This is a genomic window from Streptomyces cinnamoneus (assembly GCF_014650495.1).
GTDB lineage: Bacteria > Actinomycetota > Actinomycetes > Streptomycetales > Streptomycetaceae > Streptomyces > Streptomyces cinnamoneus.
On the sequence record NZ_BMVB01000003.1, the window covers coordinates 1 to 24,718 of the forward strand.

26 protein-coding genes and 6 pseudogenes are annotated in these 24,718 nt (G+C 68.5%); 14 read left to right on the plus strand and 18 right to left on the minus strand.

The features are described 5' to 3' along the window. Positions 1-78: 78 nt before the first annotated feature. The 3 genes and pseudogenes from IE182_RS31805 to IE182_RS31810 all read right to left on the minus strand — a co-directional run. Positions 79-402 (minus strand): hypothetical protein, encoded by a 324-nt coding sequence (locus IE182_RS31805; RefSeq protein ID WP_229844579.1) that lies wholly within the window; start codon positions 400-402, stop codon positions 79-81. 347 nt (positions 403-749) lie between these two features. Beyond that, complete coding sequence (locus tag IE182_RS04900; RefSeq protein WP_190108392.1) at positions 750-1,130, minus strand: TipAS antibiotic-recognition domain-containing protein; 381 nt, start codon at positions 1,128-1,130, stop codon at positions 750-752. Between the two features lie 637 nt (positions 1,131-1,767). Further along, positions 1,768-1,971, minus strand: a pseudogene (locus IE182_RS31810) (NF041680 family putative transposase); the annotation flags it as partial. A gap of 1,270 nt (positions 1,972-3,241) precedes the next feature. On the opposite strand from IE182_RS31810, the gene IE182_RS04905 reads away from it, so the two are divergent. Further along, positions 3,242-3,880, plus strand: coding sequence for a TetR/AcrR family transcriptional regulator (locus IE182_RS04905; protein ID WP_190108393.1), 639 nt, complete (start codon positions 3,242-3,244; stop codon positions 3,878-3,880). Continuing rightward, a complete protein-coding gene (locus tag IE182_RS04910) occupies positions 3,877-5,265 on the plus strand; it encodes a carotenoid oxygenase family protein (protein ID WP_190108394.1) in 1,389 nt (462 codons plus the stop codon). Before IE182_RS04905 ends, IE182_RS04910 begins: the two co-directional genes overlap by 4 nt. 238 nt (positions 5,266-5,503) lie before the next feature. Here IE182_RS04910 and IE182_RS04915 read toward each other — a convergent pair whose 3' ends face one another. Further along, entirely contained in the window at positions 5,504-6,076 is a 573-nt protein-coding gene (locus IE182_RS04915; RefSeq protein WP_190108395.1) for a helix-turn-helix domain-containing protein, read from the minus strand. An 86-nt stretch (positions 6,077-6,162) separates the two neighbouring features. Here IE182_RS04915 and IE182_RS04920 point away from each other — a divergent pair, with 86 nt between their 5' ends. The 3 genes and pseudogenes from IE182_RS04920 to IE182_RS31815 all read left to right on the plus strand — a co-directional run. Next, on the plus strand, positions 6,163-6,819 hold the full coding sequence (locus tag IE182_RS04920; protein ID WP_229844580.1) for an AzlC family ABC transporter permease: 657 nt from the start codon (positions 6,163-6,165) through the stop codon (positions 6,817-6,819). After that, positions 6,816-7,139 carry an AzlD domain-containing protein gene (locus IE182_RS04925; protein WP_190108397.1) on the plus strand — a complete coding sequence of 108 codons (324 nt, stop codon included), beginning with the start codon at positions 6,816-6,818 and terminating at the stop codon, positions 7,137-7,139. The genes IE182_RS04920 and IE182_RS04925 overlap by 4 nt, the downstream gene beginning before the upstream one ends. Before the next feature lie 27 nt (positions 7,140-7,166). Further along, positions 7,167-7,336, plus strand: a pseudogene (locus IE182_RS31815) (LysR family transcriptional regulator); the annotation flags it as partial. Between the two features lie 36 nt (positions 7,337-7,372). Here IE182_RS31815 and IE182_RS04935 read toward each other — a convergent pair. After that, positions 7,373-7,726, minus strand: a pseudogene (locus IE182_RS04935) (VOC family protein). Positions 7,727-8,443: 717 nt separating this feature from the next. After that, the gene (locus IE182_RS04940; RefSeq protein WP_268249607.1) at positions 8,444-8,956 is read right to left on the minus strand and encodes a GNAT family N-acetyltransferase; all 513 of its coding nucleotides are present in this window, start codon (positions 8,954-8,956) and stop codon (positions 8,444-8,446) included. Positions 8,957-9,149: 193 nt separating this feature from the next. On the opposite strand from IE182_RS04940, the pseudogene IE182_RS04945 reads away from it, so the two are divergent. Both IE182_RS04945 and IE182_RS04950 read left to right on the plus strand, forming a co-directional pair. Continuing rightward, positions 9,150-9,462 (plus strand): annotated as a pseudogene (locus tag IE182_RS04945) (IS481 family transposase); the annotation flags it as partial. A gap of 2 nt (positions 9,463-9,464) precedes the next feature. Further along, positions 9,465-9,737, plus strand: a pseudogene (locus IE182_RS04950) (IS5/IS1182 family transposase); the annotation flags it as partial. A gap of 11 nt (positions 9,738-9,748) precedes the next feature. On the opposite strand, the gene IE182_RS04955 reads toward IE182_RS04950, so the two are convergent. Both IE182_RS04955 and IE182_RS04960 read right to left on the minus strand, forming a co-directional pair. Continuing rightward, positions 9,749-10,183: a VOC family protein gene (locus IE182_RS04955; protein WP_190108398.1), complete on the minus strand. Its 435-nt coding sequence runs from the start codon at positions 10,181-10,183 to the stop codon at positions 9,749-9,751. 385 nt (positions 10,184-10,568) lie between these two features. Further along, positions 10,569-10,970, minus strand: a complete 402-nt coding sequence (locus IE182_RS04960) for a hypothetical protein (RefSeq protein ID WP_190108399.1) — start codon at positions 10,968-10,970, stop codon at positions 10,569-10,571. A 382-nt stretch (positions 10,971-11,352) separates the two neighbouring features. Between IE182_RS04960 and lanKC the strand changes: the two genes are divergently transcribed. Both lanKC and IE182_RS32400 read left to right on the plus strand, forming a co-directional pair. Beyond that, positions 11,353-14,094, plus strand: a complete 2,742-nt coding sequence (gene lanKC / locus IE182_RS04965; RefSeq protein ID WP_190108400.1) for a class III lanthionine synthetase LanKC — start codon at positions 11,353-11,355, stop codon at positions 14,092-14,094. Beyond that, complete coding sequence (locus tag IE182_RS32400; protein WP_268249604.1) at positions 14,091-14,225, plus strand: hypothetical protein; 135 nt, start codon at positions 14,091-14,093, stop codon at positions 14,223-14,225. The genes lanKC and IE182_RS32400 overlap by 4 nt, the downstream gene beginning before the upstream one ends. Positions 14,226-14,816: 591 nt before the next feature. Here the strand turns inward: IE182_RS32400 and IE182_RS04970 are convergent. After that, the gene (locus tag IE182_RS04970) at positions 14,817-15,113 is read right to left on the minus strand and encodes a hypothetical protein (RefSeq protein WP_190108401.1); all 297 of its coding nucleotides are present in this window, start codon (positions 15,111-15,113) and stop codon (positions 14,817-14,819) included. Between the two features lie 407 nt (positions 15,114-15,520). Here IE182_RS04970 and IE182_RS04975 point away from each other — a divergent pair, with 407 nt between their 5' ends. Next, positions 15,521-16,459 carry an amidohydrolase family protein gene (locus IE182_RS04975; protein WP_190108402.1) on the plus strand — a complete coding sequence of 313 codons (939 nt, stop codon included), beginning with the start codon at positions 15,521-15,523 and terminating at the stop codon, positions 16,457-16,459. A gap of 175 nt (positions 16,460-16,634) precedes the next feature. Here IE182_RS04975 and IE182_RS04980 read toward each other — a convergent pair whose 3' ends face one another. Together IE182_RS04980 and IE182_RS32695 are read right to left on the minus strand one after the other, a co-directional pair. Then, the gene (locus tag IE182_RS04980; RefSeq protein ID WP_229844581.1) at positions 16,635-16,871 is read right to left on the minus strand and encodes a helix-turn-helix domain-containing protein; all 237 of its coding nucleotides are present in this window, start codon (positions 16,869-16,871) and stop codon (positions 16,635-16,637) included. 458 nt (positions 16,872-17,329) lie between these two features. Beyond that, complete coding sequence (locus IE182_RS32695) at positions 17,330-17,752, minus strand: helix-turn-helix domain-containing protein (protein ID WP_373303500.1); 423 nt, start codon at positions 17,750-17,752, stop codon at positions 17,330-17,332. An 80-nt stretch (positions 17,753-17,832) separates the two neighbouring features. On the opposite strand from IE182_RS32695, the gene IE182_RS04990 reads away from it, so the two are divergent. The 4 genes from IE182_RS04990 to IE182_RS05005 all read left to right on the plus strand — a co-directional run bounded on the left by IE182_RS04990 (position 17,833) and on the right by IE182_RS05005 (position 20,314). Further along, positions 17,833-18,243 carry a VOC family protein gene (locus IE182_RS04990; RefSeq protein WP_190108403.1) on the plus strand — a complete coding sequence of 137 codons (411 nt, stop codon included), beginning with the start codon at positions 17,833-17,835 and terminating at the stop codon, positions 18,241-18,243. A 309-nt stretch (positions 18,244-18,552) separates the two neighbouring features. Beyond that, positions 18,553-19,110 carry a helix-turn-helix transcriptional regulator gene (locus IE182_RS04995; RefSeq protein ID WP_190108404.1) on the plus strand — a complete coding sequence of 186 codons (558 nt, stop codon included), beginning with the start codon at positions 18,553-18,555 and terminating at the stop codon, positions 19,108-19,110. After that, complete coding sequence (locus IE182_RS05000; protein WP_229844582.1) at positions 19,110-19,775, plus strand: VOC family protein; 666 nt, start codon at positions 19,110-19,112, stop codon at positions 19,773-19,775. Before IE182_RS04995 ends, IE182_RS05000 begins: the two co-directional genes overlap by 1 nt. A gap of 53 nt (positions 19,776-19,828) precedes the next feature. Further along, positions 19,829-20,314: an iron chaperone gene (locus tag IE182_RS05005; protein ID WP_190108406.1), complete on the plus strand. Its 486-nt coding sequence runs from the start codon at positions 19,829-19,831 to the stop codon at positions 20,312-20,314. 31 nt (positions 20,315-20,345) lie between these two features. Here IE182_RS05005 and IE182_RS05010 read toward each other — a convergent pair. From IE182_RS05010 to IE182_RS05035, 7 genes and pseudogenes are all read right to left on the minus strand, one after another. Beyond that, positions 20,346-20,949 (minus strand): annotated as a pseudogene (locus tag IE182_RS05010) (Tn3 family transposase); the annotation flags it as partial. A gap of 193 nt (positions 20,950-21,142) precedes the next feature. After that, positions 21,143-21,370 (minus strand): hypothetical protein, encoded by a 228-nt coding sequence (locus IE182_RS05015; RefSeq protein ID WP_190108407.1) that lies wholly within the window; start codon positions 21,368-21,370, stop codon positions 21,143-21,145. Beyond that, the gene (locus IE182_RS32405) at positions 21,370-21,498 is read right to left on the minus strand and encodes a hypothetical protein (protein WP_268249605.1); all 129 of its coding nucleotides are present in this window, start codon (positions 21,496-21,498) and stop codon (positions 21,370-21,372) included. The genes IE182_RS05015 and IE182_RS32405 overlap by 1 nt, the downstream gene beginning before the upstream one ends. Positions 21,499-22,041: 543 nt before the next feature. After that, on the minus strand, positions 22,042-23,106 hold the full coding sequence (locus IE182_RS05020) for a Rieske 2Fe-2S domain-containing protein (protein ID WP_190108408.1): 1,065 nt from the start codon (positions 23,104-23,106) through the stop codon (positions 22,042-22,044). Positions 23,107-23,489: 383 nt separating this feature from the next. Continuing rightward, on the minus strand, positions 23,490-23,888 hold the full coding sequence (locus IE182_RS05025) for a hypothetical protein (protein ID WP_190108409.1): 399 nt from the start codon (positions 23,886-23,888) through the stop codon (positions 23,490-23,492). Between the two features lie 34 nt (positions 23,889-23,922). After that, positions 23,923-24,321, minus strand: a complete 399-nt coding sequence (locus IE182_RS05030) for a DUF2690 domain-containing protein (protein ID WP_190108410.1) — start codon at positions 24,319-24,321, stop codon at positions 23,923-23,925. A 20-nt stretch (positions 24,322-24,341) separates the two neighbouring features. Further along, on the minus strand, positions 24,342-24,659 hold the full coding sequence (locus IE182_RS05035; protein ID WP_190108411.1) for a hypothetical protein: 318 nt from the start codon (positions 24,657-24,659) through the stop codon (positions 24,342-24,344). Positions 24,660-24,718 lie beyond the last annotated feature (59 nt).

Consider the following 24,718-nt stretch of genomic DNA (forward strand, 5'->3'; position numbering starts at 1 on the left):
AATCCACACCGAGCCAGAAGGCCCTCACCCAGTTCAAGCACCCAGCACGCGTGTCACCAACGTCCCGGGACAACACACCTAGATCGTCTTGACGGTGGTCTTGCCGGCCTTGCGGCCCTTCGCCCTGGCCGCGCCGCGCAGGCTTTTGCCGTCCACCGACACTCCGCGCAGGTCAGCGCCACCGCTCGGTTGCGGGCGGCGGTCGGCGAGCCAGCGGCCGACCGCCCGGTCCAGCGCGTCTGCGTCGAGGCGGGCCAGCAGTCGGCGCACGGCGGACTCGGAGGGCGCCAGACGCCGCGGCAGCAGCGGATCGGGCCGGACGCCGAGCTGTTCCAGCACATGGAACGGGGCGCCGGCGATCCACTCACCGACCGCCGCAAGCGAGGTCGCCCTTGCCAGCACCGGGCACGCTGTCAGCGCGAGCGCGACGCCAGCGCATGCCGCACGCTGCGCGGATCGCGCGGGTCGGGCACCTCCGCGAGCCGTTCCAGTAGCCCCGGAACCTCCTGGAGGCCGGGATCGGGCTGCCGGTGGAGCTGGGCAAAGGCGGACGGGATCAGCGATGGTGCGTCGGCAGGCACGGTCTTCCAGTCGGATCACGGGGCGTCGAGAACTCCATGATCTTGGAAGCCGTGCCTGCTTCCGCTCCCGTAGCCACCTGCCCGATAAACCGTCATGAACCGGACGCCACAGGAAACGTCGAAGCCCTGCCCCGCCAACGGGCAAGATCACGATCTGCAGCGGGAGTACTACGAAGCGAAGCCGACTCCCCGTTCGGCGAATATCCTCATCGCCTCACCCAGGAATTCCACCATCCTGGGATGGTAGGAGTTGTGAAACTCCCTCATGGCATCGTCTTCCGCATAGAAGAGTGCCATCCCGACGTACGCTTTCCTGCTGGGGGCGTAAAATCGGCAGGCTATGCCGAAATGCCGGCCGACGAGCTCCTGGATGTGGGGATCCCCGGGCAGGGAGCCGTCCAGGCAGGCCGCGATCTCCCGGTACAGCACGTCCCAGTCCTGGTGGACCTGAGACCTGTCAACGTGCTCCCAGTTGTTGGTCTCGGCAAGGCTCTTCGCCTGCTCTTCGGCCAACGACCGACGACACTCTTCCTCGTACTGATTTCCCATGGCGCCAATTCTCTTGTCCGGCTGTTGATCCAGGCGGAACAGTGACACAGGCCCACCGGATCGGCAAGCTATTTATTTGAGCGGCTCAGTCGATTCGTCAAGGGCAGCCAGAAGGTCTCCCCATGCAGCTCAAGTCGCTTCCCTGGCGGGACATCCCGCTCCTGGGTCGGACGACGGAGACCGGCCACGGCGCTGCGAGATCCGCCGGATCAAGGTCGCCACCGTGAGCAACCTGCTGTTCCCCGGCGCCCGCCAGGGCATCCAGATCAAGCGCCGCCGCACCGACCGCAAGACCGGAAAGGCCACCATCAAGACCGTCTACGCGGTCACGAGTCTCACCACCCACCAGGCCCCCCGGCCCAGCTTACGAAGCTGGTCCGCAGCCGCTGGAGCATCGAGTCCCTGCATCACGTCCGCGACACCACCTTCGTTGAGGACGCATCCCAACCGCGGACCGGCAACGCGCCACGCGCGATGACCGCCTGGCGGAACCTCGCCATCGGCGCCCTGCGGCTGAACGGCGTCACCAACATCGCCACCGCCCTCCGCCGCAACGCCCGTGATCCACGACCGCCCCCTGGCCCTCCTCGGCCTCGCGTGATCACAAAACGGACATCAGGTGACTACGCCGAAGCCCTGCCCCGTGCCCGCGGCGGTGTTCCGGGGCGAGCGCCAGATCGACCAGCGTCCGCACCGGCCCGTCCGTGCACAACAGCGCATCGCATAACTCGAACAGCACGTCGCTTCACGAGGTCAGAAACACGTACAACTCCGACCGGAAGCATGACACTTCCGCGAACGCATCCCGCGGGACGCCCTGATACCCCAAACTCACGACCACGGCCTTCGTATTGGTTTCTCTGCCTCTGTGACGGAGCACAGGATCAGACGAAGTCCGCCCTCACGTCCGCTGAACTGCGAAAACACTGACCGAGTCCGAGCCGTGTTCGACACCGGGCCTTAAATGTCAAGCTCAGGGAACTGCTACCCCGAGCACTGCACCCGGGCCAAAACCTCTGAAGCCGCCGAGAATCCTGAACACCCTGCGGTGTACGCCGGCCCCGCACACAATCAATAGCGCAGCCAAGCAGTGTCTCCGTCGATACGGACGATGCAGTCCTTGAACAGCCGCAGCCGCATCGGCTGGCCATCGTTGTCAGAGACCAGCGTCACCCGAGGTCCATGATGGGTTTGACGACTTGCATGGTTCGGGCGCCGTCGGGGTCCGGGCCGCGCGGGCCCGCCCAGCTTTCGAACTGACCGCAGACCGCTTCCCACCCGGAGCCAGGGACGGAGTGGCAGAGGAACGATGGTTGATCGACCGCGTACTCCCGAAGTGCGCCGACCCGGGTGTCGCCCTGCATGAGCCACCAGGTCTCTTGCACCGCTGCCGCCTCAGCCACAGAACTATCTTCGCCCAGCACGGCACCAGCCCCCCACCGCAGTGCCCGCAGCCAGCGCACCGCCTCGCCCGCCTCCGGGCCAGGAGCCCCAGTACGGACCACACGTCATAGGTGCACCAGCTACGCCCCCTGGTCCGCCGCCACTGAGGGGGAACAGTCGCAGCCCGGTGCCAGTCTGCCCGGCGAGCCAGGAGCGGAACTCCATCCACAGCGTCCAGTCGCGAGCGCAGGAGACCTTCGTCTTGCGCGGGCGCACGGCCGCGATGTGCTCGTCGACGCCCTGCCGAGGACGGCGAGCACGGCGGCCGGCGTCGAAACGTACGCCGCCACTGGCTGGTGGGCTGTCCAGGAGTTCAGCGTCGACGGCATCGGTGAGCGCGACCTCGTTGCTCATGGTGCTTCCCCGGCCCCCTCACCCCGTACCCCCAATCCCTGCGGCGACACCTGGTCGGTGGCGCAGTCGAGAAGGCGGCCGGCCTGGTCGTGGAGTACGGCAACCGGGCCCGTGAGGCCGATTGACGGCAGTTCGTTGAACTCGGCGGCATGGAGGGGATGACGGCAGGCCACGTCGGCCGGAGAGCGGTGGTGCGCCCGTTCCGGAGCTCCCCCGGGGTGTCGGCGCCCACCTCGGTAACTCGACGGAAGTTTCCGCACGTTGCGCGAACCCATCGCGGGTAACAGTGTTACCTGTGGGCTACAGTGTTACCCATGAGTACGCTCTACCGGAACGCCCTGCGCAGCGGCCAGGAGGCAGCGCGCGCCGCTGTCCTCGACTGCGCCATAGGACTGCTGGTCGAGGAGGGGATCGCCGCGCTGACGATACGGCGGATCGCCACCGAGATCGGTACCTCGACCAAGGTCCTCTACACCATGTTCGGCGGGAAGGACGGTCTCGCCGATGCCCTGTACCGGGAGGGGTTCGCGCGGCTGCGCCGGGCGCAGCAGCACGTCCCGTGCGCAACAGATCCATTGGCCCACCTCACCAGACTCGGCACCGCCTACCGGGAGCACGCGCTGGCCGAGCCTGCCTACTACCGGGTCATGTTCGAGCAGGTCATCCCCGGCTACCGCCCGAGCGCCGACTCCCTGGCCGTGGCGGCCTCAGCCTTCGACGCCTCCACCGAGGCGGTCGCCGCCTGCATCGAGGCCGGCGTCTTCCGGTCCGGCGACGCTCACGAGATTTCAAAGCTCTTCTGGGCCGCCGCACACGGAGCCGTGAGCCTCGAAATCGCCGGCCACTTCCCGCCGGACACCGCCGCCCGCCGCTACGAAGCGCTGATGACCGCCGTGGCCCAGGCATTCCTGGCCCAGCCGGAACCCACCACGAACCAAGGACGGACCGCATGACGACGTCGACGACGCCAAGGATCACCAACCGTTACCTGTCGGGGAACTTCGCACCCGTCACCGAGGAGATCACCGCCTACGACCTGCCCGTCACCGGCCGGATACCGGCCCACCTCAGCGGCCGCTACCTGCGCACCGGCCCCAACCCGCTGGGTGTCGAGGATGCCGCCGCGCACATCTGGACCCTCGGCGAGGGCATGGTGCACGGCGTGCGCATCCGCGACGGGCGCGCGGAGTGGTACCGCAACCGTTGGGTCCGCTCCGCCTCCGTCGCCGACCGCCTCGGTGAACCGCGCCGCGGCACCGTCGTTGACGAGCGGATGGACTTCGCCCCGAACGTCCAGGTGGCGGGGCTGGACGGGCGTACGTTCGCCCTCATCGAGGGAGGGCTGAAGCCTTACGAACTCACCTACGAGCTGGACACGGTCGGCCCGTGTGACCTCGGTGCGACGTCCGAGGGCTACAACGCCAACGCTCACTCCCTCTTCGACCCGCATACCCGCGAGCTGCACTCGCTCGCCTTCCGCTACGGCTCCGAGCACGTCCAGCACATCGTGATGGACGCCACCGGGACCGTGCTGCGCGCCACCACCGTTCCGGCACCCGGCAACCCGTACATGCACGACTTCGCATTGACGGCGCATCACGTCGTCCTGTTCGACGCCCCTGTGGTCTTCAGCGCGGCTCACCTTGCCACCGGGGTGCCCTTCGTCTGGGACGACTGCCACCCGGCCCGGGTCGGCGTGATGCCGCGAGAGGGCGGTGATGTGCGCTGGTTCGACGTCTCGCCGAGCCTGGTCGGCCACACCCTCAACGCCTACGAGAACGGCACGAAGGTCGTCGTCGACCTCGTCCGCCACCCCGAGGGCTTCAACATCCGGGACTTCGGCACCAGCCGCCCCACACTCGACCGGTGGACCATCGACCTCGCGACCGGAACCGTCCGGGAGGAGCGACTGGACGACCGAACCCAAGAGTTCCCCCGCCTCAACGCCCGCTTCGCCGGGAGGCCATACCGGTACGGCTACGCCGCCGCCGTCGAGCTCTACGCACCGCCCGCCGGTCTCAAGGACCGGCGGCCTGACGAGGGCTTCAGCAATGCGCTGCTCAAGCACGACCTGGTGCGCGGTACCACGGAGGCGCACGAGTTCGGACGCCACGCAGCGGTCGGCGAAGGCGTGTTCGTCCCTGCCGAGACGCCCACGGCGGAGGACGACGGGTACGTCATGGCCTACGTGCACAACCCGGAGCGCGGCGCCGCAGACTTGGCGATCCTCTCTTCCCAGGACTTCACGGGCCGACCGATCGCCCGCATCCACCTGCCCACCCGAGTCCCGCTCGGCCTCCACGGTAACTGGGTCCCGGACGGTCAGCCCATGGGGTAGCCGGCCGGCATGGACGAGGGCGTATGACGCCGCTTGACGGCCCATCATGACCAGCCGTCAGCCTCCGCATACCGCCGGGTTTGGCGAACTAGCGTTGACTGGGCGTTTGCTCCTGCTTCAGGGCGATATATGGCGGTTTTCCAGTAGTGGCGTTCAGGTACTGGTGGGGCAGGTGAGTCGTTCAGCCTGTGATGTGACAGGAGGCCACCAAACGCCCGCTTGTTGTGCGGCTCTTCGTTCAGGGGTGTTCGAGGACGAGGACTGCCCGCGTCGACGGGACGAGGGCTTCGAAGACGTGCGGGACGTCCGCCGGGTAGGCGACGTAGTCGCCGGGCCCCAGTTCGACGGGCTCCCCCGTAACGCCGACCAGAGCCCGGCCGCTGGCGAGCAGGACGTGCTCGACGACTCCGGGCATGTGCGGGTCGGAGGCCCGCACCATGCCCGGCTCGGCGTCGATGCGGTAGACGTCTCGGCGGGCACCAGATGGGCTGGCGGCCAGCAAGGTGGCGCGATAGTCCGACTCCGCCGCGGCGACCGCGGCTCCCTCGCCCGCCCTGACGACTCGGATGTGCGGGCGAGGCGGGTCCAGCAGCCGGGAAAACGGGATGTCCAAAGCCACGCACAGGGCCCACAGGGTCTCCAGGCTGGGGTTGCCCTTTCCCGCCTCCAGGTGCGAGAGCGTCGACTTGGAGATGCCGGCCCTGCGAGCCACCTCGCTCAGCGAGAGCCCCGAGCGTGACCGCTCTCGTCGCAGGCCGGCTGCGATCGACTCCATGGGGACCTTTGCGGGGGTCTGCGGTTCCGGGACCATCGTTCGCTCCAGCAGTCATGCGTTCTGTTTGACGAACGCGACGATTTCCGTTCATCATACTGAACGTGCATTCGATATGGAGAACGTTGGACCGCGCGCTCTTACGGGACATCACCCTTGTGGGTCTCGCCGTTGGGGTCATCGGCCTCTCGTACGGTGCGATCGCTGTGGCGTCGGGCTTCCCTCTGTGGTTTCCCGTGGTGCTCGGTCTGACCGTCCTCGCCGCTTCGTCAGAGTTCCTGTTCATCGGCATCGTGGCGGCCGGTGGCAGTCCGGTGGCCGCCGTGCTCGCCGGGCTACTGGTCAACGCCCGCCACTTGCCGTTCGGGCTGGCCCTGCCCGATGTCCTCGGTCACGGCTGGCGCCGCTTGCTCGGCACCCACCTGATGAACGACGAGACCGTGGTCTTCGCCCTCGCCCAAGAGGACCCGGAACGCAAGAAGGCCGCCTACTGGGCCTGCGGCCTGGGCATTCTGGTGTGCTGGCCGTTGGGAGCCCTGACCGGCGGCGCCATCGGCACAGTCATCGACGACACCGACGACCTCGGCTTGGACGCGATGTTCCCGGCCATCCTGCTGGCCCTCATCGTCCCTGCCTTCACAGACCGGGAGAAGCGCCGGGCCGGCCTCGCAGGCGCCGCCGTTGCGCTGGCCGCCACCCCGTTTCTGCCCGCCGGCCTCCCGGTACTGCTCGCCCTCACCGGGCTGTCTCTCACTGCTGCCAGGGAGAAGGACCACCCATGAACGACCCTGTCGCCCTTATCGCTGCGATGCTGGTGCTCGCCGGAGGCACCTTCGCCTCCCGGCTCGCCGGCCCCTACCTACGCAGCAGAATCACCTTCCCGCCACGCGCAGAGAAGCTCATGGAGATCTCCACCGTCGTCCTGCTGGCCTCACTGGTCGCCACGACAGCGCTGACCGAAGGCCACGGGCCGGCCGGAGTCGCCCGACCGGTCGGCGTTCTGGCGGCCGGACTGCTCGCCTGGCGCAAGGCCCCGTTCCTCGTAGTGGTTCTGGCAGCCGCCGCGGTGACCGCCGTACTGCGCCTGCTCGGCATCCCATGACTCACGGACCGCCGCGCAGGTCCCCCGCTGTCTGTCAGCCGCGCCGCTGCCGCCCGCGGCCACAATCCGTCGGCCGTCTCCCAGCAGATCCCCAAGCTCGAACGGGAGACCCACACCACGCTGCCGGAGCGGAGCACGCCCGCGGAGTCGCACGGACCGGTGCTGCCGGACACCTGCTCGCGGCCGCACAGCACTTGCCGGCCGATCCGGCGAAGCGACGGGGCATGGCACGGTCAGTAGTACTGGACCAGGCAGAATTCGTGCCCCTCGGGATCGGCCATCACGACGACAACGCCCTCGTCGTAGTCGTGACGTTCGCCGGTGAACCGGCTGGCTAGGGTACGGACTTGGGCTATTCCCACCTCGATGTCGTCGACTGCGACATCGAGGTGCAGGCGTACTTTGCCGTGCTTCGGCTCGGTCACCGGCTGGAAGACGAGTCAGGGCTGCGGGTCGTCGCGATGACCGAGGTAGACCCAGCCGGGCTCGGACGGGCCCTGAGGGCGGTCCAGTAGCACGCTCCAAAAGCCTGCCACCCGTTCCACGTCGACGCAGTCAATCGTCACCCCGGCCCAGCGGTTCACCATGTCGTCAGCACTCCTCTTGTCACCTCCCGGATCGACGGATCGAGCTCCGCCAGCCCGGCATCCTACGGAGCCACGAGCCCGCTCCTCGGCCGGCACCGAGGCCGGCGCGGCAGCACGGCACGACAATTTGCGGGGGGGGGGGACGCTCGTCGCGCTTCCGTGGCAGCTCGCAGTCGGTGCGCGCACAAAGGGGAGTTCCAACAGGAACCGCCTAGCGGTGCGGCTCGGCACGAGGTTGTCGCCTGCGAGCCGGACGACCACGGGCTGGGACGCTCCCGCGGCAATCTTGCCACCAAGCTGCACCTGGTCGTCGAACAGAGGCAGAAGCCCCTGCCCATCGTGATCACGGCCGGGCAGCGCGGGGATTATCCACAGTTCGAGGTCGCATTGGGCCGCATCCGGTGCCCCGACTGAGGTGCGGCAGGCCCCGCGTGCGCCCGCGACAGGGGCGGGCGGACAAGGCGTACGCGTCCCGCAAAAACCGCGCCTACCCGCGGCGTCGCGGTATCCGCTGCACCATTCCGGACAAGGCCGATCAGGTCCGGGAGCAAGAAGTGCGGGCCCAGCGGTGACCGGCCACCGAAGTACGACCCAGAAGGCTACAAGGCCCGGCACGCGGTCGAGTGCGGCATCAATCGCCTCAAGAGACATCGCCGGCCACCAGGTACGACAAACTCGCGGTCCGCTACGAGGCCACCACCGTCATCGTTGCCGCCATCATCGAGTGGCTGTGACGTACTGGCCCGACGACAACTCGAACACCCGTACCCGTCGACCGCAGGTGGGATTGACGGTCTCGCGGACCGGACGCATCCCCAGTTTGGCCGTGATCCGTTCGGAGGCGTCGTTGCCCACTTGAGCGATGCTGACGATCCGCTCCAACCCTCGCTCTTCGAACCCGAACCGCACAGCGGCCGCAGCGGCCTCGGTGGCCAAGCCCTGCCCCCAGTGGGAACGTCCCAGCCGCCAGCCGACCTCAACCGCCGGCAGTACCTCCGGCAAGAAGTCGGGCACCGAAAGACCGGTGAACCCGGCCAGCTCGCCAGTGGACCGGATCTCCACAGCGAACAGGCCGAAGCCCTGTGACTCCCACTCGCTCTCCCATGCCTGGACCCTGCCGCGAGTCTGCTGTTCGTCACAGACGCTGCCGTCACGGATCCACCGCATGACCTCGGGGTCGGCATTGACGGCAGCCATGGGCGCAACGTCTTCCTCGCGCCAGCGACGCAGGATCAAACGGGGAGTCTCAAGCGTGACCACCCGATCAGTCTGGGTCACAGGTGGGCTCTCCGCCATCCTCACCGGGCGCTTTCGATACACGCCGTGGGTGTGTTGTTCCGGGACGTTGGTGACACGCGTGCTGGGTGCACGAACTGGGTGAGGGCCTTCTGACACAGGACCGCGTCCGTGGTAGAGGGACCTCGTGCTGCGGCTGCGGCGCGAGCACCGGATCGGCCCCCTGCGTCTGGCAGCCCGTGCAGGCAACGCCCCCTCGACCGCCCACCGGATCCCTGCCCGGCACGGCCTGCCGTCCCTGGCCGCGCCGGACGGGGCCACCGGAGAAGCCGTCCGCCGCTACGAAGGCTGCCCGGCCGGGGGAGCTGGTCCATATCGACGTCAAGAAACTCGACCGGATCCCCGATGGCGGCGGTCACAAGAGCGTCGGCCGGGCCGCAGGCCGGCGCAACCGCACCGGTGCCGGTGACGCCTACCTCCACACCGCTCTCGACGACCACCCGACACCCGACTCGTCGCCGTCGGCCGGCCGGTTACCGGCAACCGCAACGGCTGCACGGCGTGGGAGATGTCCGGTGCGAAGGCCACCGTCGGCCGGACCACGGTCATCGCGGACGGCGGCTATCGGGGCACCGGCCTGGTCATCCCGCACGCCGCGAACGCGACCGGACCGAGCTGCCTGCTTGGAAGGAGGAGCCCCCCCCCACCGCAAGGTCCGGCCCGCGTCGAGCGCGTCTTCGCATGGTCCAAGGGAGACGGCTCCCACCTCGCCGTCCCGGAGGAGGCTCAGTCGAGACAGAACTCGTTGCCCTCGATGTCCTGCATCACGATGCACGACTCATTGTGTTCATCGGCAAGCAGCAGTCGCACGCGTACCGCGCCGAGTGCGACCAGCCGTGCGCATTCAGCTTCGAGCGTCGCGAGGCGCTCTTCACCCACGAGTCCGGTGCCGACTCGCACGTCAAGATGCAGCCGATTCTTGACGACCTTGCCTTCAGGGACACGCTGGAAGTACAGCCGCGGGCCCACGCCTGAGGGATCACTGCAGGCGAACGCCGAACCCTGCCGCTCGGACGGCAGGGAGCGGTCGAAATCGCCCCAAGTAGCAAACCCCTCCGGTGGCGGCGGTACGACGTACCCCAAGACCTCACACCAAAAACGAGCGACGCGCTCAGGTTCTGCACAGTCGAAGGTGACTTGGAACCGCTTGATCGATGACATCGGCGCACCATACCAGGGGACCTCTGTGGCTCATCTCCCGGTGCGCATCAGCATATTGACGGCATGTGTCCCAGCCATCCTCGGGTTCGGGCCCGCCTACGAGGGACTGCACGGCATCGACGATGCGTGCCCGCCTCGCCGAGTTGCCGCAGATCTACGCCGTCTACCACCGGGTGGTCCTCGGCCTCCTCCATGTCGGCTGACAGCTTCCAGCCCGCTTCGACAAACGACGTGTCCTTCGGAGTAGTTCGACTTGTCCGCGTCGTCCTTCGCACCGGTTGACCTGGAGGTGGTGCGGTGGCGCTGTCTCCATCTCCAGTCTTCGGCGCCAGGTCTCATGGCAGATGCTCGGCGCCCGCTCAGAGTGCGTTGCGCCAGGCCGAGGTCACCGCGGTACCGATGCGTCTCCCCCACGCGATGAGGGCCGCGCTCGGTTCCCACAGGGCGTCAAGGGCCAGCGCACGATCGAACGACGCGGGAACCACTGGTCGACGAAGCCGAGGCTGAGCAGGGCCCAGACCTGGGCGGGCAGGGTGAAGTAGGGGACGAGGACGGCAGACAGTTGCCAGGTGGTGGTGTGGTCGCCGGTAGAGGCCGCCAGCTGGATGACGGCGATCAGATTCGCCTGTTCGGTCTCACACCACGCGAGGCCGGAGCACCGGTCCTGGAAGGACAGCGGCGGGCAACCGGCCGACAGCGGCGCCAAGGGGAACGAGGGGCTTTCGCGGTTCATGGCCTGGTCGGCGGCGTTGGCCGTGTGCAGGTACCAGCTGCGCAGTCGGCGCAACGCCTTTGTGCGCGTGCTCTCGGGCTCGTGATGACAGGGCCTCGTCAGCGTGGCCGATGCGTCGCTCCAGCTGACGGTAGGACAGCCCTGACCACGCTTTCAGGCGGCGGAGTCGGGCGACGAACGCAGCAAGGCATCCCTCCGCGTTCGTGAACGTTCACGAACAAGCCCCACTATTGCCGTCGCATGTGAGCGCAGACAAGGTATGTGACACAGTCGCTCACGCTCTCGACGTGGATTACCAGCGCGTTGATCCGCGGGGTCCTTTTAACCGGGAGCAGAGTGTGAACGGCTCCGCAGAAACGAGAGAAGGCGCTCCGTTTCACGCGTGCGGCAACGCCAGGAGAATGGAACATCGAATCCCGGAAGGAAGCGGCAGAGGATGCCTCTTGATTTGCGATACGTGGAATTCTGCGTGCCGGGGAAGGACTTCTACGACGCGCCGGACGAGAGTGGCCAGCCCGGCTTCCCGCTTCTCAACGCCCTGCCGCCGGCCGCCTGGGAGCAGCAGGCTTCCAAGCCTTGGGTCTACCTCCGCCCCAAGGGTTCGACACTTCCGCAGCAAGGTTGGAAAGTGCACGTTTCCGCCCACCCGGGGAACGCCGAAAAGATCCTCGATCTGGTGTGGGAGTACTGCCGCGCCCACGAGCTGTCCTTCAAGTTCCTCCGCAGCATGGAATCCCTGAGAAAAGCGAACGCGAAGTACGCGGACCGCGGCTCCAGCGGAAAGTTCATCACCATCTACCCTCGCGACACCGGACAGTTGCACCGCACACTGCTCGAACTCGATCAGCTGCTCTCCGGACAGGGCGGTCCTCATATCCTCAGTGACCTTCGCTGGCGGTCGGGCCCTCTCTACGTCCGGTACGGGGCGTTCACCCCCCGGTTCTGCCGGGACGAGAAGGGGGAGAAGGTGCCCGCGCTGGAGAACGAGCGAGGGCAGCTCGTACCTGATGTGCGCAGGCCGGTGTTTCAGCTACCGCCTTGGGTCCAGGTGCCGCACTTCCTCCAGGAACAGGTGGAGAGCAACCGCGCCAGCGACATCAGTTTTCCCTACCGCCCCTCTCATGCGCTGCACTTCTCGAACGGTGGCGGTGTGTACGCCGCTGAGGCCCTGGACAGCGGTACCGCCGTGGTGCTGAAGGAAGCCCGTCCCTTCGCCGGCCTGGACAGCGCCGACCAGGACGCTGTGACGCGGTTGCGCCATGAGGCCAAGGTTCTCACCAGGCTTGCAGGCATACCGGGCGTGCCCGAGTCATACGGATACTTCTCGGCGTGGGATCACCACTTCCTCGCCATGGAGAAGATCGACGGCCTGGATCTGAAAAGGGCCGCCATGCAGCGCACACCGCTGTTGAGGCCCGAGGGAGCGGGCTACGACGTCACCGCGGAGTACGTCTCCTGGGCACGGGGCGTGGCCGAGCGCCTGGAGCGGACCCTGAAGCGCATTCATGAGCGCGGCGTGGTGGTTGGAGACCTCCACCCCAAGAACATCGTCATGCGCGGTGACGAACCGGTCTTCGTGGACTTCGAGTTCAGCGGCCTGGACGATCCGGATCACGTGGCCCTCCACGGCTCTCCGGGGTTTCGTGCACCGGCGGGCGTCACCGGGCGCGACGCGGACGCCTGGGCACTCGCCGCGGTAAAGCTGGACCTCTTCCTCCCGCACACGATGCTGCTCGAGTACGAACCGGGCAAGGCCGTTCAGCTCGCCGAGTACGCCGCGCGCCGCTACGGACTCGACGACGACTTCCTCCTGTCCATCCTGGCCGGCATGGGTTGGGCCTCCCGCACCTCGCCCACGGATCACGCGAGCGCTGCGCCGCGCGCTCTCTCGGGGGCCGGCCCTGAGCGAGCCCTCCGCCGGCCGAAGGCGACGCTGACGCGTGTGGCCACCGAGACCACCCGCCAGTTCCTGGGCGGGGGCGCCTCCCCGGCGTGGGACGACGTGATTCATTCCATGAGCCAGGCCGTATTGGCCAGCGCCACGCCGGAGCGCCCTGACCGGCTGTTCCCCGGCGACATCGAGCAGTTCCTGAGCGGCGACGGACTCTGCATGGCCTACGGCGCGGCGGGCGTCCTCCACGTCCTGGCCGCAACCGGTCGGGAACGTCAACCGCGTCACGAGCAGTGGCTGCTCAGCCGGGTTGAGGGGGCGCGGACCCGGCCGGGCTTCTACAACGGATTCCACGGCATCGCCTATGCCCTGCGCACCCTGGGGTACGACGACCACGCGACAACTGTGTTGCGGCGGGCAAGCCGTTGCGACGTCGCAAGCCAGGGGTTCGACCTCTTCGAGGGCATCGCGGGCGCAGGCTTGACGCTGCTCGATGCCGCCTGCGAGGAGCAGGACGCGGAACTGTGGGACAGCGCGCTTGCCATGGAGTCGCTCCTGTACGACCGTCTGGGCGATGCGAGCGCGCCGGACGCCCCCCGCGGACGCCCCGGGCTGATGCACGGTTGGTCTGGGCCTGCCCTGTTCTGGATCCGACTCCACGAGGTCAGCGGACGGACCGAATTCCTGGAGCGTGCCGCCGCAGCCCTGCGCCGCGACCTGCGTGACTGCACCCTGACCCGACACGGCGCCCTGGAGGCCGACGAAGGATGGCGGACCCTGCCCTACCTGCACATCGGCGGGGTGGGCGTCGGCATTGTGCTCACCGAGTACCTCCGGCATGCCCAGGCGCCGGACCTGCTGGAGGCAGACCGTGCCATCGAGCGGGCTGCCTGCTACGAGCACTACGGCATGCCGACGGTGTCCTTCGGCAGCACGGGGATCCTGCTCTATCTGTGCAACAGGCGTGCAGCACAACCGAGTCAGCGGATCCAGGATCGCATCGACCACATCTTGTCGACTCTGCGTCTCCACGCACTGCCCTACCTGGGCCACATAGCCTTTCGCGGCAACCAGTCGTTGCGCCTGTCGATGGATCTGGCTACAGGAACGGCGGGAGTCCTCCTCGCCGTGCACACCGCTCTGCGCGGAGAGCCGGGGCTTCCCTTCCTGCCGCCCGAACGGCGCGGCGACAAAGACTTGGCCACCCCACATCTCAGGAACGGGCACGGCCAGGAGCCAGGCGGAAACCGCCTGGTGGACAATCCGATGGAAAAGAGTGGCAAATGAACCAGATTCTGGACATGCAGGAGCTTCCCTCCGTGCAGGTAGGCGAGGCTTCGGAAGCGCTGATCAGCACCGTCAGCTGGAGTTCGCCGTGCCCGGGCTGGCCCAGCACCTTCACCTGGGGCAACTGCTGAGGTAAGTCATCACTGCGAGAAATGCCGGGACGGCAGCGCCGTCCCGGCACCAGCATGTGGGCCCCTTGCGCAGATGACACGGCCTGATCAGCCAACCAGCTGACTGCCAACCCCGCAGGTCATGAACCCCTGCTCCACCGACCTCGTGCGCGGTTGGCCGTAGCGCGTCGCCATCTTGATCGCTGTGTTGCCTTTGGTGGGTATGGTGCGTTTCTGCTGTTGTGGTGAATCAGCGGGTCACAGGTCTGGGGACGACGGTGCTGGCGGAACTCGGTGCTGATATCGGGCGTCTTGGCCTGCTGGTTCGGTGTGGACCGGTCCACCGTCACCCGGGCCGTCGGTGAGATCCGCCTCTGCTGGCCGAGCGGGGCTGCACCATCGAGGCCGGGGTGCGGCTGCGGACCCTCGCCGAGGTCATGGGGCACTGGGGCACCTCGGGCCAGCGGGAGAAGCGCGCTCCTCGACGCCACCGGGATCCGGGTCCGCCGTCCCGCCCAGGCGACTCCGGACCGGGACCCCTTCATCTCGGGCAAGAGCAAGCAGAGCGCGGTCAAGGCGATGGTCCTCACCGATGCCGAGGGACGCCTGCTGTCACAGCGCACGCCTGATGGCCGTGCTCGGCGGAGTAATGGGGACTACCGGGAACTGCACGAGCGCCTGGCTCATGCTCATCACGCCAGGGGCCGGCATCAATTTCCGGTACGCCTGGCGCTCGTCCTCTCGGGGGTGCACGAGGCCCAACGGCAGAAAACTGGGCGTGAGGACATCGCACCGGTAGGGGCGAAGCATCCTGGCGACGCCGATGATGTGGTCGTTGACACCGTAGATCTCGTGGGCAACGACCACAGCCGTGTCGTGACTGTGGTCACCCAGCGACCGGCTTGTCATGAAGGGAATGTAACCGAACTCGTGAACTAGATACTCGACGGGAGGCAGCTGAGTTGGCACTTGCTGTGCGAGACGCGACGTCCCGTACGGGAGGTTTCGGGCGTGCCGGCCGGGGAGCACGGGGTGTGGTGACGGCGGGCGGTGTCCTGGTGACGGTGGAGCGGCCTGTTGCCGCGCCTCGGGCTCTGGCTCCGGTGTCGCCACCGGCACGGCCGGCGCCCCGGTCCTCGCGCTGGAACGGGGCCCGTCCGTCGATTGGGCCGCCCGGGTGGTCTCCCGGGCCGGGCCGCCCGGGTCCGGTGCCCAGTGGACCCGTTCCATGCCGCCGTCGCGTCTGATGGGTACGGTCCACGCTCCGGTGGTCGTCGCCGGACCGGGAGACGGGGATTCGAGGAGGTTCGGAAGGCATGACGGATTCCGCACGCATCGACGTCCACCAGCACCTGGTCCCGCCGGAGCTGCGCCGGGCCATGTCCGGCCGTGCCGCGGCCTTCGGCTGGCCCGCGCCGGTCTGGGACGAGCGGAGCGCGATCGCGATGATGGACCGCCGGTCGATCACCACTGGCATGCTGTCGTACGCCGCCCCGGTCGGGGCACCTGACGACCAGGAGGGGGCCCGCGCCACGGCCCGTAGGGTCAACGAGTACACGGCAGAACTGGTCAAGGACCGGCCCGACCGGTTCGGGCACTTCGCCGTCCTCCCCCTGCCGGACGTGGAGGGGGCGCTCACCGAGGCCGTGCACGCTCTGGACGAACTGGACGCCGACGGCGTGATGGTGCTCAGCAACGCCCACGGCCGCTACCTCGGCGACTCCGCGTTCGAGCCGCTCTGGGCCGAGCTGGACACCCGTGCCACGGTCGTCCTGATCCACCCCACCGCACCGCCGGGCGCCACGCTCCCGGACCTGCCCGGCCCGCTGGTGGACTTCCCGTACGACACCACCCGAACAGCCCTGCACCTGGTCCTCAGCGGTGTTCCGCGCCGGTATCCGCGGATCCGGATGATCCTGCCCCACGCCGGCGGCTTCCTGCCGTACGCCGCCCACCGGTTCTCCTGCGCCGGACGCCTATGGCCCGGCACCACGCCCGAGGGCGTCATGGCCGACCTGCGACGCTTTTACTTCGACACCGCCTTCGCGGCCGGCCCGGCCTCCCTGCCCTCGCTCCTCGCCTTCGCGGCACCCGGACACGTGCTCTACGGCAGCGACTTCCCCATGGTCCCTGAGGACTGGGGCACCGGCTTCGACCTGGCACTGGAGGGCTACCCGCACTGGGCACCCGGACAGCTGTACGCCGTCAACCGCGGCAACGCCGAGGCCCTCCTCCCCCGGCTCGCCCGCGGCTGACCCGGACCACGCGAGCCGGCCCCAGCCCTACCGCTCCCGGGCGACGGATGCCCGTCGGCACCGGTGCCGTCCCGGAAGGCACCGGCCGGTACCGGACCATGGCGGTGCTACCAGGAGCGTGCACAGGGCTTCGACCCTGGAGACCCAGCTCAGACACCAGCCGCAAAGCTGCCCGTCAGGACTTCGTGACGACGGGCTTCCTCGGTTGACGGGGGACGGTCCTGGTCTTGTCGAAGTGCCCGTACACCGTCGACCGCGGGACGCCGAACCTGTCGGCGATCTGCTGGACCGTGTTCTCCCGCTCGTCGTAGAGCCGTTGGGCGAGCTCGGCCTGGTCCTCGGTGAGTTTCGGCCGGCGCCGCCGACCCGCCCCCGGGCCCGCGCGGAGGCGAGCCCGTGCGGTCGACGCCATGGCGGGGTAGTGCGTCGATCTGATGATCGGGGTTCCGGTCGGCCGTCGATGTGCGGCAGTAGCCAATGAGCATTGCCGGAAACCGCCGAAGGACCGTTCCCGACGTTGATTTCCGACGCGAGGTGCCGACACTGCCCACTTGCGGGTTTCGTGATCGCCGACCCGAGTGTCGGCAGACGATGACGGCCTCAAACGGTCAGCTGGCTGTACTTGTGGAGGTCGGCGTTCTTGGGAAGGTACTGGCGGAGGAGCCGGTTGGTGTTCTCGTTGGTGCCGCGCCGCCCGCGGTTGCCGCATCAGGCGCGCGGTCCGCAACCGCTGGGTCAGCTTGCGGTTGATGGCCTGCCTGCGGCGCGGGTCGTAGAGCGAGAGGTAGATCGCCTCGTGCGAGAGCTGCATGGCGCTCTCGCCGGGGAACCGGCGCTGCAGTCAGCCGGAGATCTGCTCCGGCGACCAGCTCAGCGCGAGCTTCTCCTCGACCACCGCTCTGAGGGCCGGCAGCAGCAGGGCCAGCTTCGCCGGTTTCGGACGCCGGGCCCGCTGCTACGCCTCCTGGTCCACGGCGGTGGCCCTGCAGTGCTCGCGGCCGCCGTTGCGCTGCACGCGATCTCCCGCGAGATGGACGACGGCGACCGCCCCAGACGGCAACCGATCCGGCGGGCGGACTCGCCGGCCGCGACGCCGCGCGAGACTTCCTCACGGTCAGCGGCCGTCAGGTGCTGCTTCGCACGTCTTCGCGCAGCCTGCCGAATCCCGTCGGCCTGGGCGAGGAAGCTGCGAACGACATGCATCGGGGCACCCAACGCCCGGCCCATCGGGTTGAACGACTCACCCGTTCGCCATCGCTCCCAGATCTCATGCGAGTGCGCTCCGCGTGACATGCCCGTGAACGTCCGGGCGTGTCCGGATCGATCAGGAATCGAGAAGCGGGGTTCACGGAGCCGCCTCTAGCCTGCTCACCATGGACATCACCATTCACACGACTTCTCTTCCGCACGACGACCCGGACGCGTCGCTCGCCTTCTACCGCGACGTCCTCGGCTTCGAGGTCCGCAGCGATGTCGGGCAGGGCAGGATGCGCTGGATCACGGTCGGCCCGGCCGGTCAGCCGGGCACGTCGATCCTTCTGGCGCCGCCTGCCGCCGATCCCGGCATCACCGAGGACGAGCGCCGCACGATCACCGAGATGATGGCCAAGGGCACCTACGGCTGGATCCTGCTGGCCACCCCGGACCTCAACGCCACGTTCGAGAAGGTGCAGGCCGGTGATACCGAGGTCGTCCAGGAGCCGACCGAGCAGCCGTACGGCGTCCGCGACTGCGCGTTCCGCGACCCCGCGGGCAACCTGGTCCGTATCCAGGAGCTGCGCTGAGCTGTGCGGGTATCGATGCGGCCGTGCGGGCCGACATCGCGACCACCCATAAGGAACGCGGCGGCGCACGAGAGCGGAAGTGCCTGCCCTGCCGGTCGCCCGCCCGGGCCGCGTCCGGGTCCTCGTTGAACCGGTCGTGAACCCGGACTCCGTCCCGCTGCTGGCGGGCAGTTGCTCGACCGGCTGCTGGTCGAGTCCGGCGGGCCGGTCCACACCACCGAGCGTCCGGGGTGCCTGCCGAGGCGGGCACCCCGGACGCTCGAAGACGTCGATGGAAATGGCAGATGAAAGACGAAGGGGAGGGTTCCCATGTGTAAGCCTGAATGGCGGCGTGCACGCGTGGAGGCGCAGCGTCTGGCTGATCTCGCGCGGCTGCGCCGCGTCCGCGACCGGATCGACAGGGAGTACGCGCAGCCGCTGAACGTGGAGGCGCTCGCCCGTGATGTGAACATGTCTGCCGGGCACCTGAGTCGGCAGTTCCGGGCCGCATACGGTGAGTCGCCGTACGCGTACCTGATGACGCGTCGCATCGAGCGGGCGACGGCGCTGCTACGGCGGGGCGACCTCAGCGTCACCGAGGTCTGCTTCGCGGTCGGCTGCGCGTCGCTGGGAACGTTCACCACCCGCTTCACCGAGCTGGTCGGCATGCCGCCCGGGGCCTTCCGGCGCCAGGCGGCGGATACGGCGGATACGGCGGATACGGCGGATACGGCGGATACGGCGGCCGACCATGCCGATGCTGCGGGTACGGCCCGCGATGCGGGGTCGGCGATCACGCTGGAGGGGATGCCGGCGTGCGTGGCGAAGCAAGTCTCAAGACCGGTCAGGAATCGAGAAGCCCCGGCCGCCGCGCAGCCCCTAGCGTGATGGTCATGGCAACCACCACTTCCACCGCAGCCAACACGTCCCTCGCGTCCGTCACTCTTGAGGTGGCCGACCCCGAGGCCGCCCGCCGCTTCTACAGCGCCTTCGGCGCGGACACCTACATACACCTGCGGGCGTCCGAGGCGCACTCCACCGGATTCCGCGGCTTCACCCTGGCGCTCACGGTGGCCGGGCCGGCCACCGTCGACGGCTTCGTCGGCGCCGCCGTGGACGCCGGCGCCACGGTGCTCAAGCCCGCCGCGAAGTCGCTGTGGGGCTACAGCGGCGTCGTCCAGGCCCCGGACGGGACGATCTGGAAGATCGCGACCTCGGCGAAGAAGGACACCGGCCCCGCCACCCGCGAGATCGACGAGGTCGTCCTGCTGATCGGCGTCGAGGACGTGAAAGCCACCAAGCAGTTCTACGCCGGCCGGGGCCTGACCGTGGCCAAGAGCTTCGGTGGCAAGTACGCCGAGTTCGCCCCCGGTCAGTACAGCCCCGTCAAGCTGGCGCTGTACAAGCGCCGTGCCCTGGCCAAGGACCTCGGCGTCACCGCCGACGGCACCGGCTCGCACCGCATCGTCCTCGGCAGCACCGCCGACGCCTTCACCGACCCGGACGGGTTCGCCTGGGAGGCTGCCGCGTCGCTCGCCCCCACGCCGCGCTGACTCCCGGCCCCTCACTCCCGCCCCGCTTGCCCCTGTACGAGAGGAAACTTGTCATGCCGTCCACGAAGTCGCCCGCCGAGGTCTCCGGCACGACCACCGAGCAGTACAACGGATTCACCGCCGAGGAGCGGGCCGCGATGAAGGAGCACGCACACGAGGAGAAGAAGGCGGCGGCGCGACGCGGTGCGTCCCGGGCGGAGAAGAAGGCGGCGGAGGAACGGGACGTGCTCGCGAAGATCGCCGAGATGCCGGAGGCAGACCGCGTCCTCGCCGAGCGGATCCACGAGATCATCAAGACCGCCGCTCCGGACCTCGCGCCCAAGCTCTGGTACGGGATGCCCGCGTACGCCAGAGACGGCAAGGTCGTCTGCCACTTCCAGAGCGCGGAGAAGTTCAAGTCGAGGTATGCCACGCTCGGCTTCAGCGACCAGGCAGCACTCGACGACGGCGCCATGTGGTCGACCGCCTACGCCGTGAGGGAGCTGACCGCGGCCGACGAAGAGCGCATCGGCGCGCTTGTCAAGAAGGCGGTGGGCTAAGGCCGGCCGGGCAGAACCGGCGGCAAAAGTGACCGTCCTTGCCGTAGTGCAGCACGGTGTTGGCGCTGTTCCAGTTCTCCACGACCTGGAGGCCGCCGTGAGTCTCCCGGCGCAGGCCGGGCCTGGCGAGGTAGTCGCACGCGAAGATCGTGCGCACCGCACGGCGCAGCTCTTCGAGGGCCTGGTAGGCGGGGCGTTTGGCGCCGCCGCGAGTGAAGCGCCACAGTACCTGTTCCGCCTCGGCTGTGCCCAGGTGCAGGGCGGTGGCGTACTTGACCATCTGGTCGTACTGCTGGGCGATCAGGTCCCAGCGGATCGACCTGGTCAGCGAGCCGCCGAGCGGCGGCCGGCCGAGCCGGTCGTCGTCGGGCTGGTACAGGCGGATACCGTCCGATGTTCTTCAGCCTCGGCAGCAGGCGGAAGTTGAGCAGCTGGGTGAAGGCGAACCCGACGATGCTCGCGCCGTGGGTGTCGACGTAGTACGACTCGATCCCAGCGCCCGTGCCGCAGTGCCGCAGGCGCAGCAGGCCCTCGATCATCGTCACGACCTCGGACGACGAACAGCTCTTGAGCTGCGAGTAGATGCCAACGTTCTTCTGCTCGACGTGCCACTACACCATCACGCCGTTGCCGCCCTAGCGGGCTTCCTCGCCCATGACCAGCACCTGGGCACGGCAGAGAGGTGCCTCCACAAAGCAGCCATGTGAACACGTACCCCGACGCTCTCGACCGCCGCGCCGGACCCTCTCGTCACTCGGGAGTTGCGGGATCCACTATCGAGGTCATTCCGGAAGGCGCCCTGCAGCGAGAGTCACGTCGTCGAGCTCCTCAAGCGGCTCGATCTGCTGAAGCAGCTCGTAGCTGAAGCTGAGAAATAGAGAGGACCCGTCCCTTGCCGCGGGCCGAGTACGCGTCGTAGCTGCCCCAGGTGTCGATCTCCCGGACGTCCTCGTACTCGTACTCGTGAAGGATCTCCCGCTGCAGGCAGGACCACGGCACCGGTGGCCCCACGGGCTGCGCCGAGCCCGGGGCCCGCACGAACTCGATGCGGTCCATCAGATACCCCGGGCCGTCAGCGTCGTACGTGATCTCGAATCGAAGTCCGGCCAGGTGCCGAACCGGTAGCGTTCGCGCACCTTGCTCCCGTCCGTCCGACGGCTGTCCTCGATCACGGCGTCATGCATGACGCCCAAGGTGGTGCACGCCGTCCAAGCATCCCCTCACACCGACAACCTTGATCAACCGACTGTGCGCGCGAACAACCCGCCACAGCCCTCATCACCAGCGGCACGCCGCGGACCACGCTGTGTGAGGTCGCGTGCTGAAACCTCTGAAGTTACTCAAGGCGCGCTTGACGAACCGGAGACGAGGGGATTGCCCCTGCACAGAGATCGCAGGAAGACCGAACGGGGGTGGACGAGTGGGATACCTGGTGGTGCTGGGGATCGCCCTCACCTTGGTGCTCATCGCGATAGTGCGCGGCAGGGGAAACAGCAAGCCGACAGGGCGAAGCCGGTCCTGGGGCGACGGAGGCGGCCACGCCTGCGGCAGCAGCTGGTCCTGTGGGGGCGACTCGTCCTGCGGGGGCGGCGGAGGCGACTGACCTTTCCGGGCGCCCGGCCTTGGAAGAGCCTGCGGGCCGGCCGAGCACCGGCCCCCTAGGGAGGAGGGTAACGACATATGCCGCAGCCGGACGACGAAGAAGTCCAGCGCTCACCAAGTGGAGTTCAGCTGCTCCCGGGCGGGTGGGGTTTGGCCGTCTGACGGTGGTAGAAGCGCTGGAACTCCCGGACGGAGGGGCCGTCCGACCTCACCCACAGTGGTTTCTCCGGCGGCCGCATCCAGCGCAGGATCTCGCGATCGGCGCGGGCATTGCGCCGTACGACGAGCCACACCAGGGCGGCGAGCAGTCGGTTGAGCGGCCACAGCGGGAGGTCCGGGCCGAGCTTGCGAACCGCGACGCGCCACGTGCTGAAGGTGACGCCGTCCCTGACGGGGCTCGCGCCGAGGATCGCGGCGAAGGCGGGGCGGTCGCGGTCGATGTCCGGGCCCGTCTGGGCCCGGAAGACCGTGGCTGCCGGCCCGGCCATGGTGACCAGCGCGTAGGGGCGGAAGAAGCGCTGCATCCTCCTGGTTGCGGGGGCAGCGGCCGGCTGGATGCGGAACTCGAAGTGCGGGCCTTCATTCCGCACGGGGACGTACTCCATCGCCTCGCGTGCCTGGTGGCTGTAGGGCCAGTGCGCGAGGTCGGCCACGTGCTCGGCCACCGACAGCAGGTCCGCGCGGAAGACGGACACCTGCCCGGGGAGGGTGACGTACCGGCGCCGGTCGTCCGCGAAGGCCACCGCGTCCAGGGGGTGCGGCGGGCCGTCGCCGTGCCAGAACCAGATGTTGCCCGCTTGTTCCCTGACCGGAAGGCTTCGCTGTCCGGCCCGTACCGGAATCCGGTCCTGGCCGGGGATGTCCGTGCAGCGGCCGGATCGGTCGAAGGCCCAGGCGTGGAAGCCACACACCAGGTACTCGCCGGCGACGTGGCCGCACCGGCTCAGATCGGCACCCAGGTGGCAGCACTGGCTCTCGACCATGCCGACGCACCCGCTGCGGGTGCGGAAGAGGGCGTAGTGGCGGGACATGAAGGTGACCGGGACCACCTGTCCGCGTTTGAGGTGCCGGGAGAACCGGGCCACGTACCAGCCGGAGGGGTAAACGGTGTCGTCTGGGCGGACGGGGCTCTGCGTGGTCTCCAGGGCACGGTCGTAGGCCCTCGATCGGGAGCGTGGGCGCAGCCTCATCCGTGCATCGTATGGGGGTGGACACGCAGCGTCAGCGGCGCGCAGGGGCTGCCCGGTGGTGCGTGGGAGCGGATTCCCAGCATGGCGACGGCCGACCGTGGGCTGCCTTGGGAGACCGGCGCAGAGCCATGACACAGCGTGACCCGTCCGACGAACGCTAGGAACTGGAACTGGGATCGAACCCGTTCTTGCCACCTGGCGGACGAGCGCCGCGGGCGGGACGGGACAGGTCCGAACACACCGACCGAGGAGTCCGCACCAGGCGGACATGTTTCCTCGCGTTGTCCCGTCGCACCATCGGGCGCCTGCGGCGGCCGCCCCGTGGGGAGGGCGGTCGCCGTGGCGCGCGGCGGGTGTCGGTTCCGCCGATGCTTCCGATGGTTCTACCAGCGGTAGCTGCCGTATCCGTGGTACTGAGGCGTTCCGCCTGACCCCTTCTGCACCCAGACCTTCAGCGAGAGCACGCTGCCGCGCGAGGGAGCCGGATAGAGGGTCTGCTCAGGGCTGCAACTGCCGTATCCGTCCGCGGTCTGCAGCCTGAGCACCTGTCCCGAGGGGCTCCGGACTTCGGCCATCGCCCGCTTTTTGTCCGGGGCGTCGTCACACACCTTCCACGTACTCCCGCCATAGCGGTCGAAGTAGAGGGGGGCCGAGCCGTTGGTCGTGCTGAGGCACACCTCGAAACCGCACATCTCCCGGGTCTCCGCCGCCTGGGCCGGCGCGGCCGCGACGCCCAGAGCCAGGGCGGTGCCACACGCCGCACCCACGAGTGTTCTGGGCAAGCGCATCATTCGTCTCCTCTCCGGTGTATGCGCATCAGTACGCGTCCGTGCATGCCACGTTGTCTGAGCGGGTGGTGACACAGGCCCATGCCTGCGTGTTCCTGTCGTTGACCGATCCGGTCTTGGCGGTGGTGCTGCCACCGGCTACGGTCGCGGTCTTTCGGGCACCGAGGCGGTTCTTGACCTCGACCCGGTCTCCGGAAGAGGCCTGCTTGACCCGGCCCCACGCGGTACGGCAGGAAGGGCTGTAGAGCAGTTCGACGAGCGGACCGGCCATGTCACTGCTGCGGACCACCCGGGCGTCGCCGGGGGTGCACGCGTTGGCCGTCGGGCTGGGTGCCGCCACGGCGGTGGTGACGGTGGCGGGGAGCAGGCCGAGGGTGATGCCTGCCGCTGTGGCGAGCGCGGTGACGACGGTGTTGCGCAGGTGCATGGAAACTCCCTTTGACGGATCTAGCAGCGGGGAATCGAGCCGCTTGCGTCCTGGTACACGTACTCGCCGTAGACGAAGCCGGTCTTGCCGCTGCGGTGGTGGTGAACCTTGACCCACGGCAGGCCGCCCACGGTCGTGTCGCACTTCATCGTCACGGAGTCCCCGAAGTAGCCGAGCGCCAGCACCCGGCAGGCGGAACTGGTGCCTGCACAGGACCGGATGCGGGTGCCGTCCACGCTGATCCTTCCGGCGACGGCCGCCGCCGCGGGTGCGGTGGCGACCGCGAGTGTGGTGGCCGCGACCAGTCCGGCCAGAACGCCTCGTACCGTTCCTCGCATCAGGTACTCCTCGCTCAGCAGATGGGGATGGTGCCGGGTCCCGACCGGCGGGCATAACC

Bases quoted from the DNA above. Each gene is read 5' to 3' on its own strand.
- IE182_RS04900 (WP_190108392.1), bottom strand. From the start codon at position 1,130: ATGGGAAATCAGTACGAGGAAGAGTGTCGTCGGTCGTTGGCCGAAGAG.
- IE182_RS04905 (WP_190108393.1), top strand. From the start codon at position 3,242: ATGAGTACGCTCTACCGGAACGCCCTGCGCAGCGGCCAGGAGGCAGCG.
- IE182_RS04910 (WP_190108394.1), top strand. From the start codon at position 3,877: ATGACGACGTCGACGACGCCAAGGATCACCAACCGTTACCTGTCGGGG.
- IE182_RS04915 (WP_190108395.1), bottom strand. From the start codon at position 6,076: ATGGTCCCGGAACCGCAGACCCCCGCAAAGGTCCCCATGGAGTCGATC.
- IE182_RS04925 (WP_190108397.1), top strand. From the start codon at position 6,816: ATGAACGACCCTGTCGCCCTTATCGCTGCGATGCTGGTGCTCGCCGGA.
- IE182_RS04955 (WP_190108398.1), bottom strand. From the start codon at position 10,183: ATGTCATCGATCAAGCGGTTCCAAGTCACCTTCGACTGTGCAGAACCT.
- lanKC (WP_190108400.1), top strand. From the start codon at position 11,353: ATGCCTCTTGATTTGCGATACGTGGAATTCTGCGTGCCGGGGAAGGAC.
- IE182_RS32400 (WP_268249604.1), top strand. From the start codon at position 14,091: ATGAACCAGATTCTGGACATGCAGGAGCTTCCCTCCGTGCAGGTAGGC.
- IE182_RS04970 (WP_190108401.1), bottom strand. From the start codon at position 15,113: ATGACAAGCCGGTCGCTGGGTGACCACAGTCACGACACGGCTGTGGTC.
- IE182_RS04975 (WP_190108402.1), top strand. From the start codon at position 15,521: ATGACGGATTCCGCACGCATCGACGTCCACCAGCACCTGGTCCCGCCG.
- IE182_RS04980 (WP_229844581.1), bottom strand. From the start codon at position 16,871: ATGGCGTCGACCGCACGGGCTCGCCTCCGCGCGGGCCCGGGGGCGGGT.
- IE182_RS32695 (WP_373303500.1), bottom strand. From the start codon at position 17,752: ATGTCACGCGGAGCGCACTCGCATGAGATCTGGGAGCGATGGCGAACG.
- IE182_RS04990 (WP_190108403.1), top strand. From the start codon at position 17,833: ATGGACATCACCATTCACACGACTTCTCTTCCGCACGACGACCCGGAC.
- IE182_RS04995 (WP_190108404.1), top strand. From the start codon at position 18,553: ATGTGTAAGCCTGAATGGCGGCGTGCACGCGTGGAGGCGCAGCGTCTG.
- IE182_RS05000 (WP_229844582.1), top strand. From the start codon at position 19,110: ATGGTCATGGCAACCACCACTTCCACCGCAGCCAACACGTCCCTCGCG.
- IE182_RS05005 (WP_190108406.1), top strand. From the start codon at position 19,829: ATGCCGTCCACGAAGTCGCCCGCCGAGGTCTCCGGCACGACCACCGAG.
- IE182_RS05015 (WP_190108407.1), bottom strand. From the start codon at position 21,370: ATGGACCGCATCGAGTTCGTGCGGGCCCCGGGCTCGGCGCAGCCCGTG.
- IE182_RS32405 (WP_268249605.1), bottom strand. From the start codon at position 21,498: ATGCATGACGCCGTGATCGAGGACAGCCGTCGGACGGACGGGAGCAAG.
- IE182_RS05020 (WP_190108408.1), bottom strand. From the start codon at position 23,106: ATGAGGCTGCGCCCACGCTCCCGATCGAGGGCCTACGACCGTGCCCTG.
- IE182_RS05030 (WP_190108410.1), bottom strand. From the start codon at position 24,321: ATGCACCTGCGCAACACCGTCGTCACCGCGCTCGCCACAGCGGCAGGC.
- IE182_RS05035 (WP_190108411.1), bottom strand. From the start codon at position 24,659: ATGCGAGGAACGGTACGAGGCGTTCTGGCCGGACTGGTCGCGGCCACC.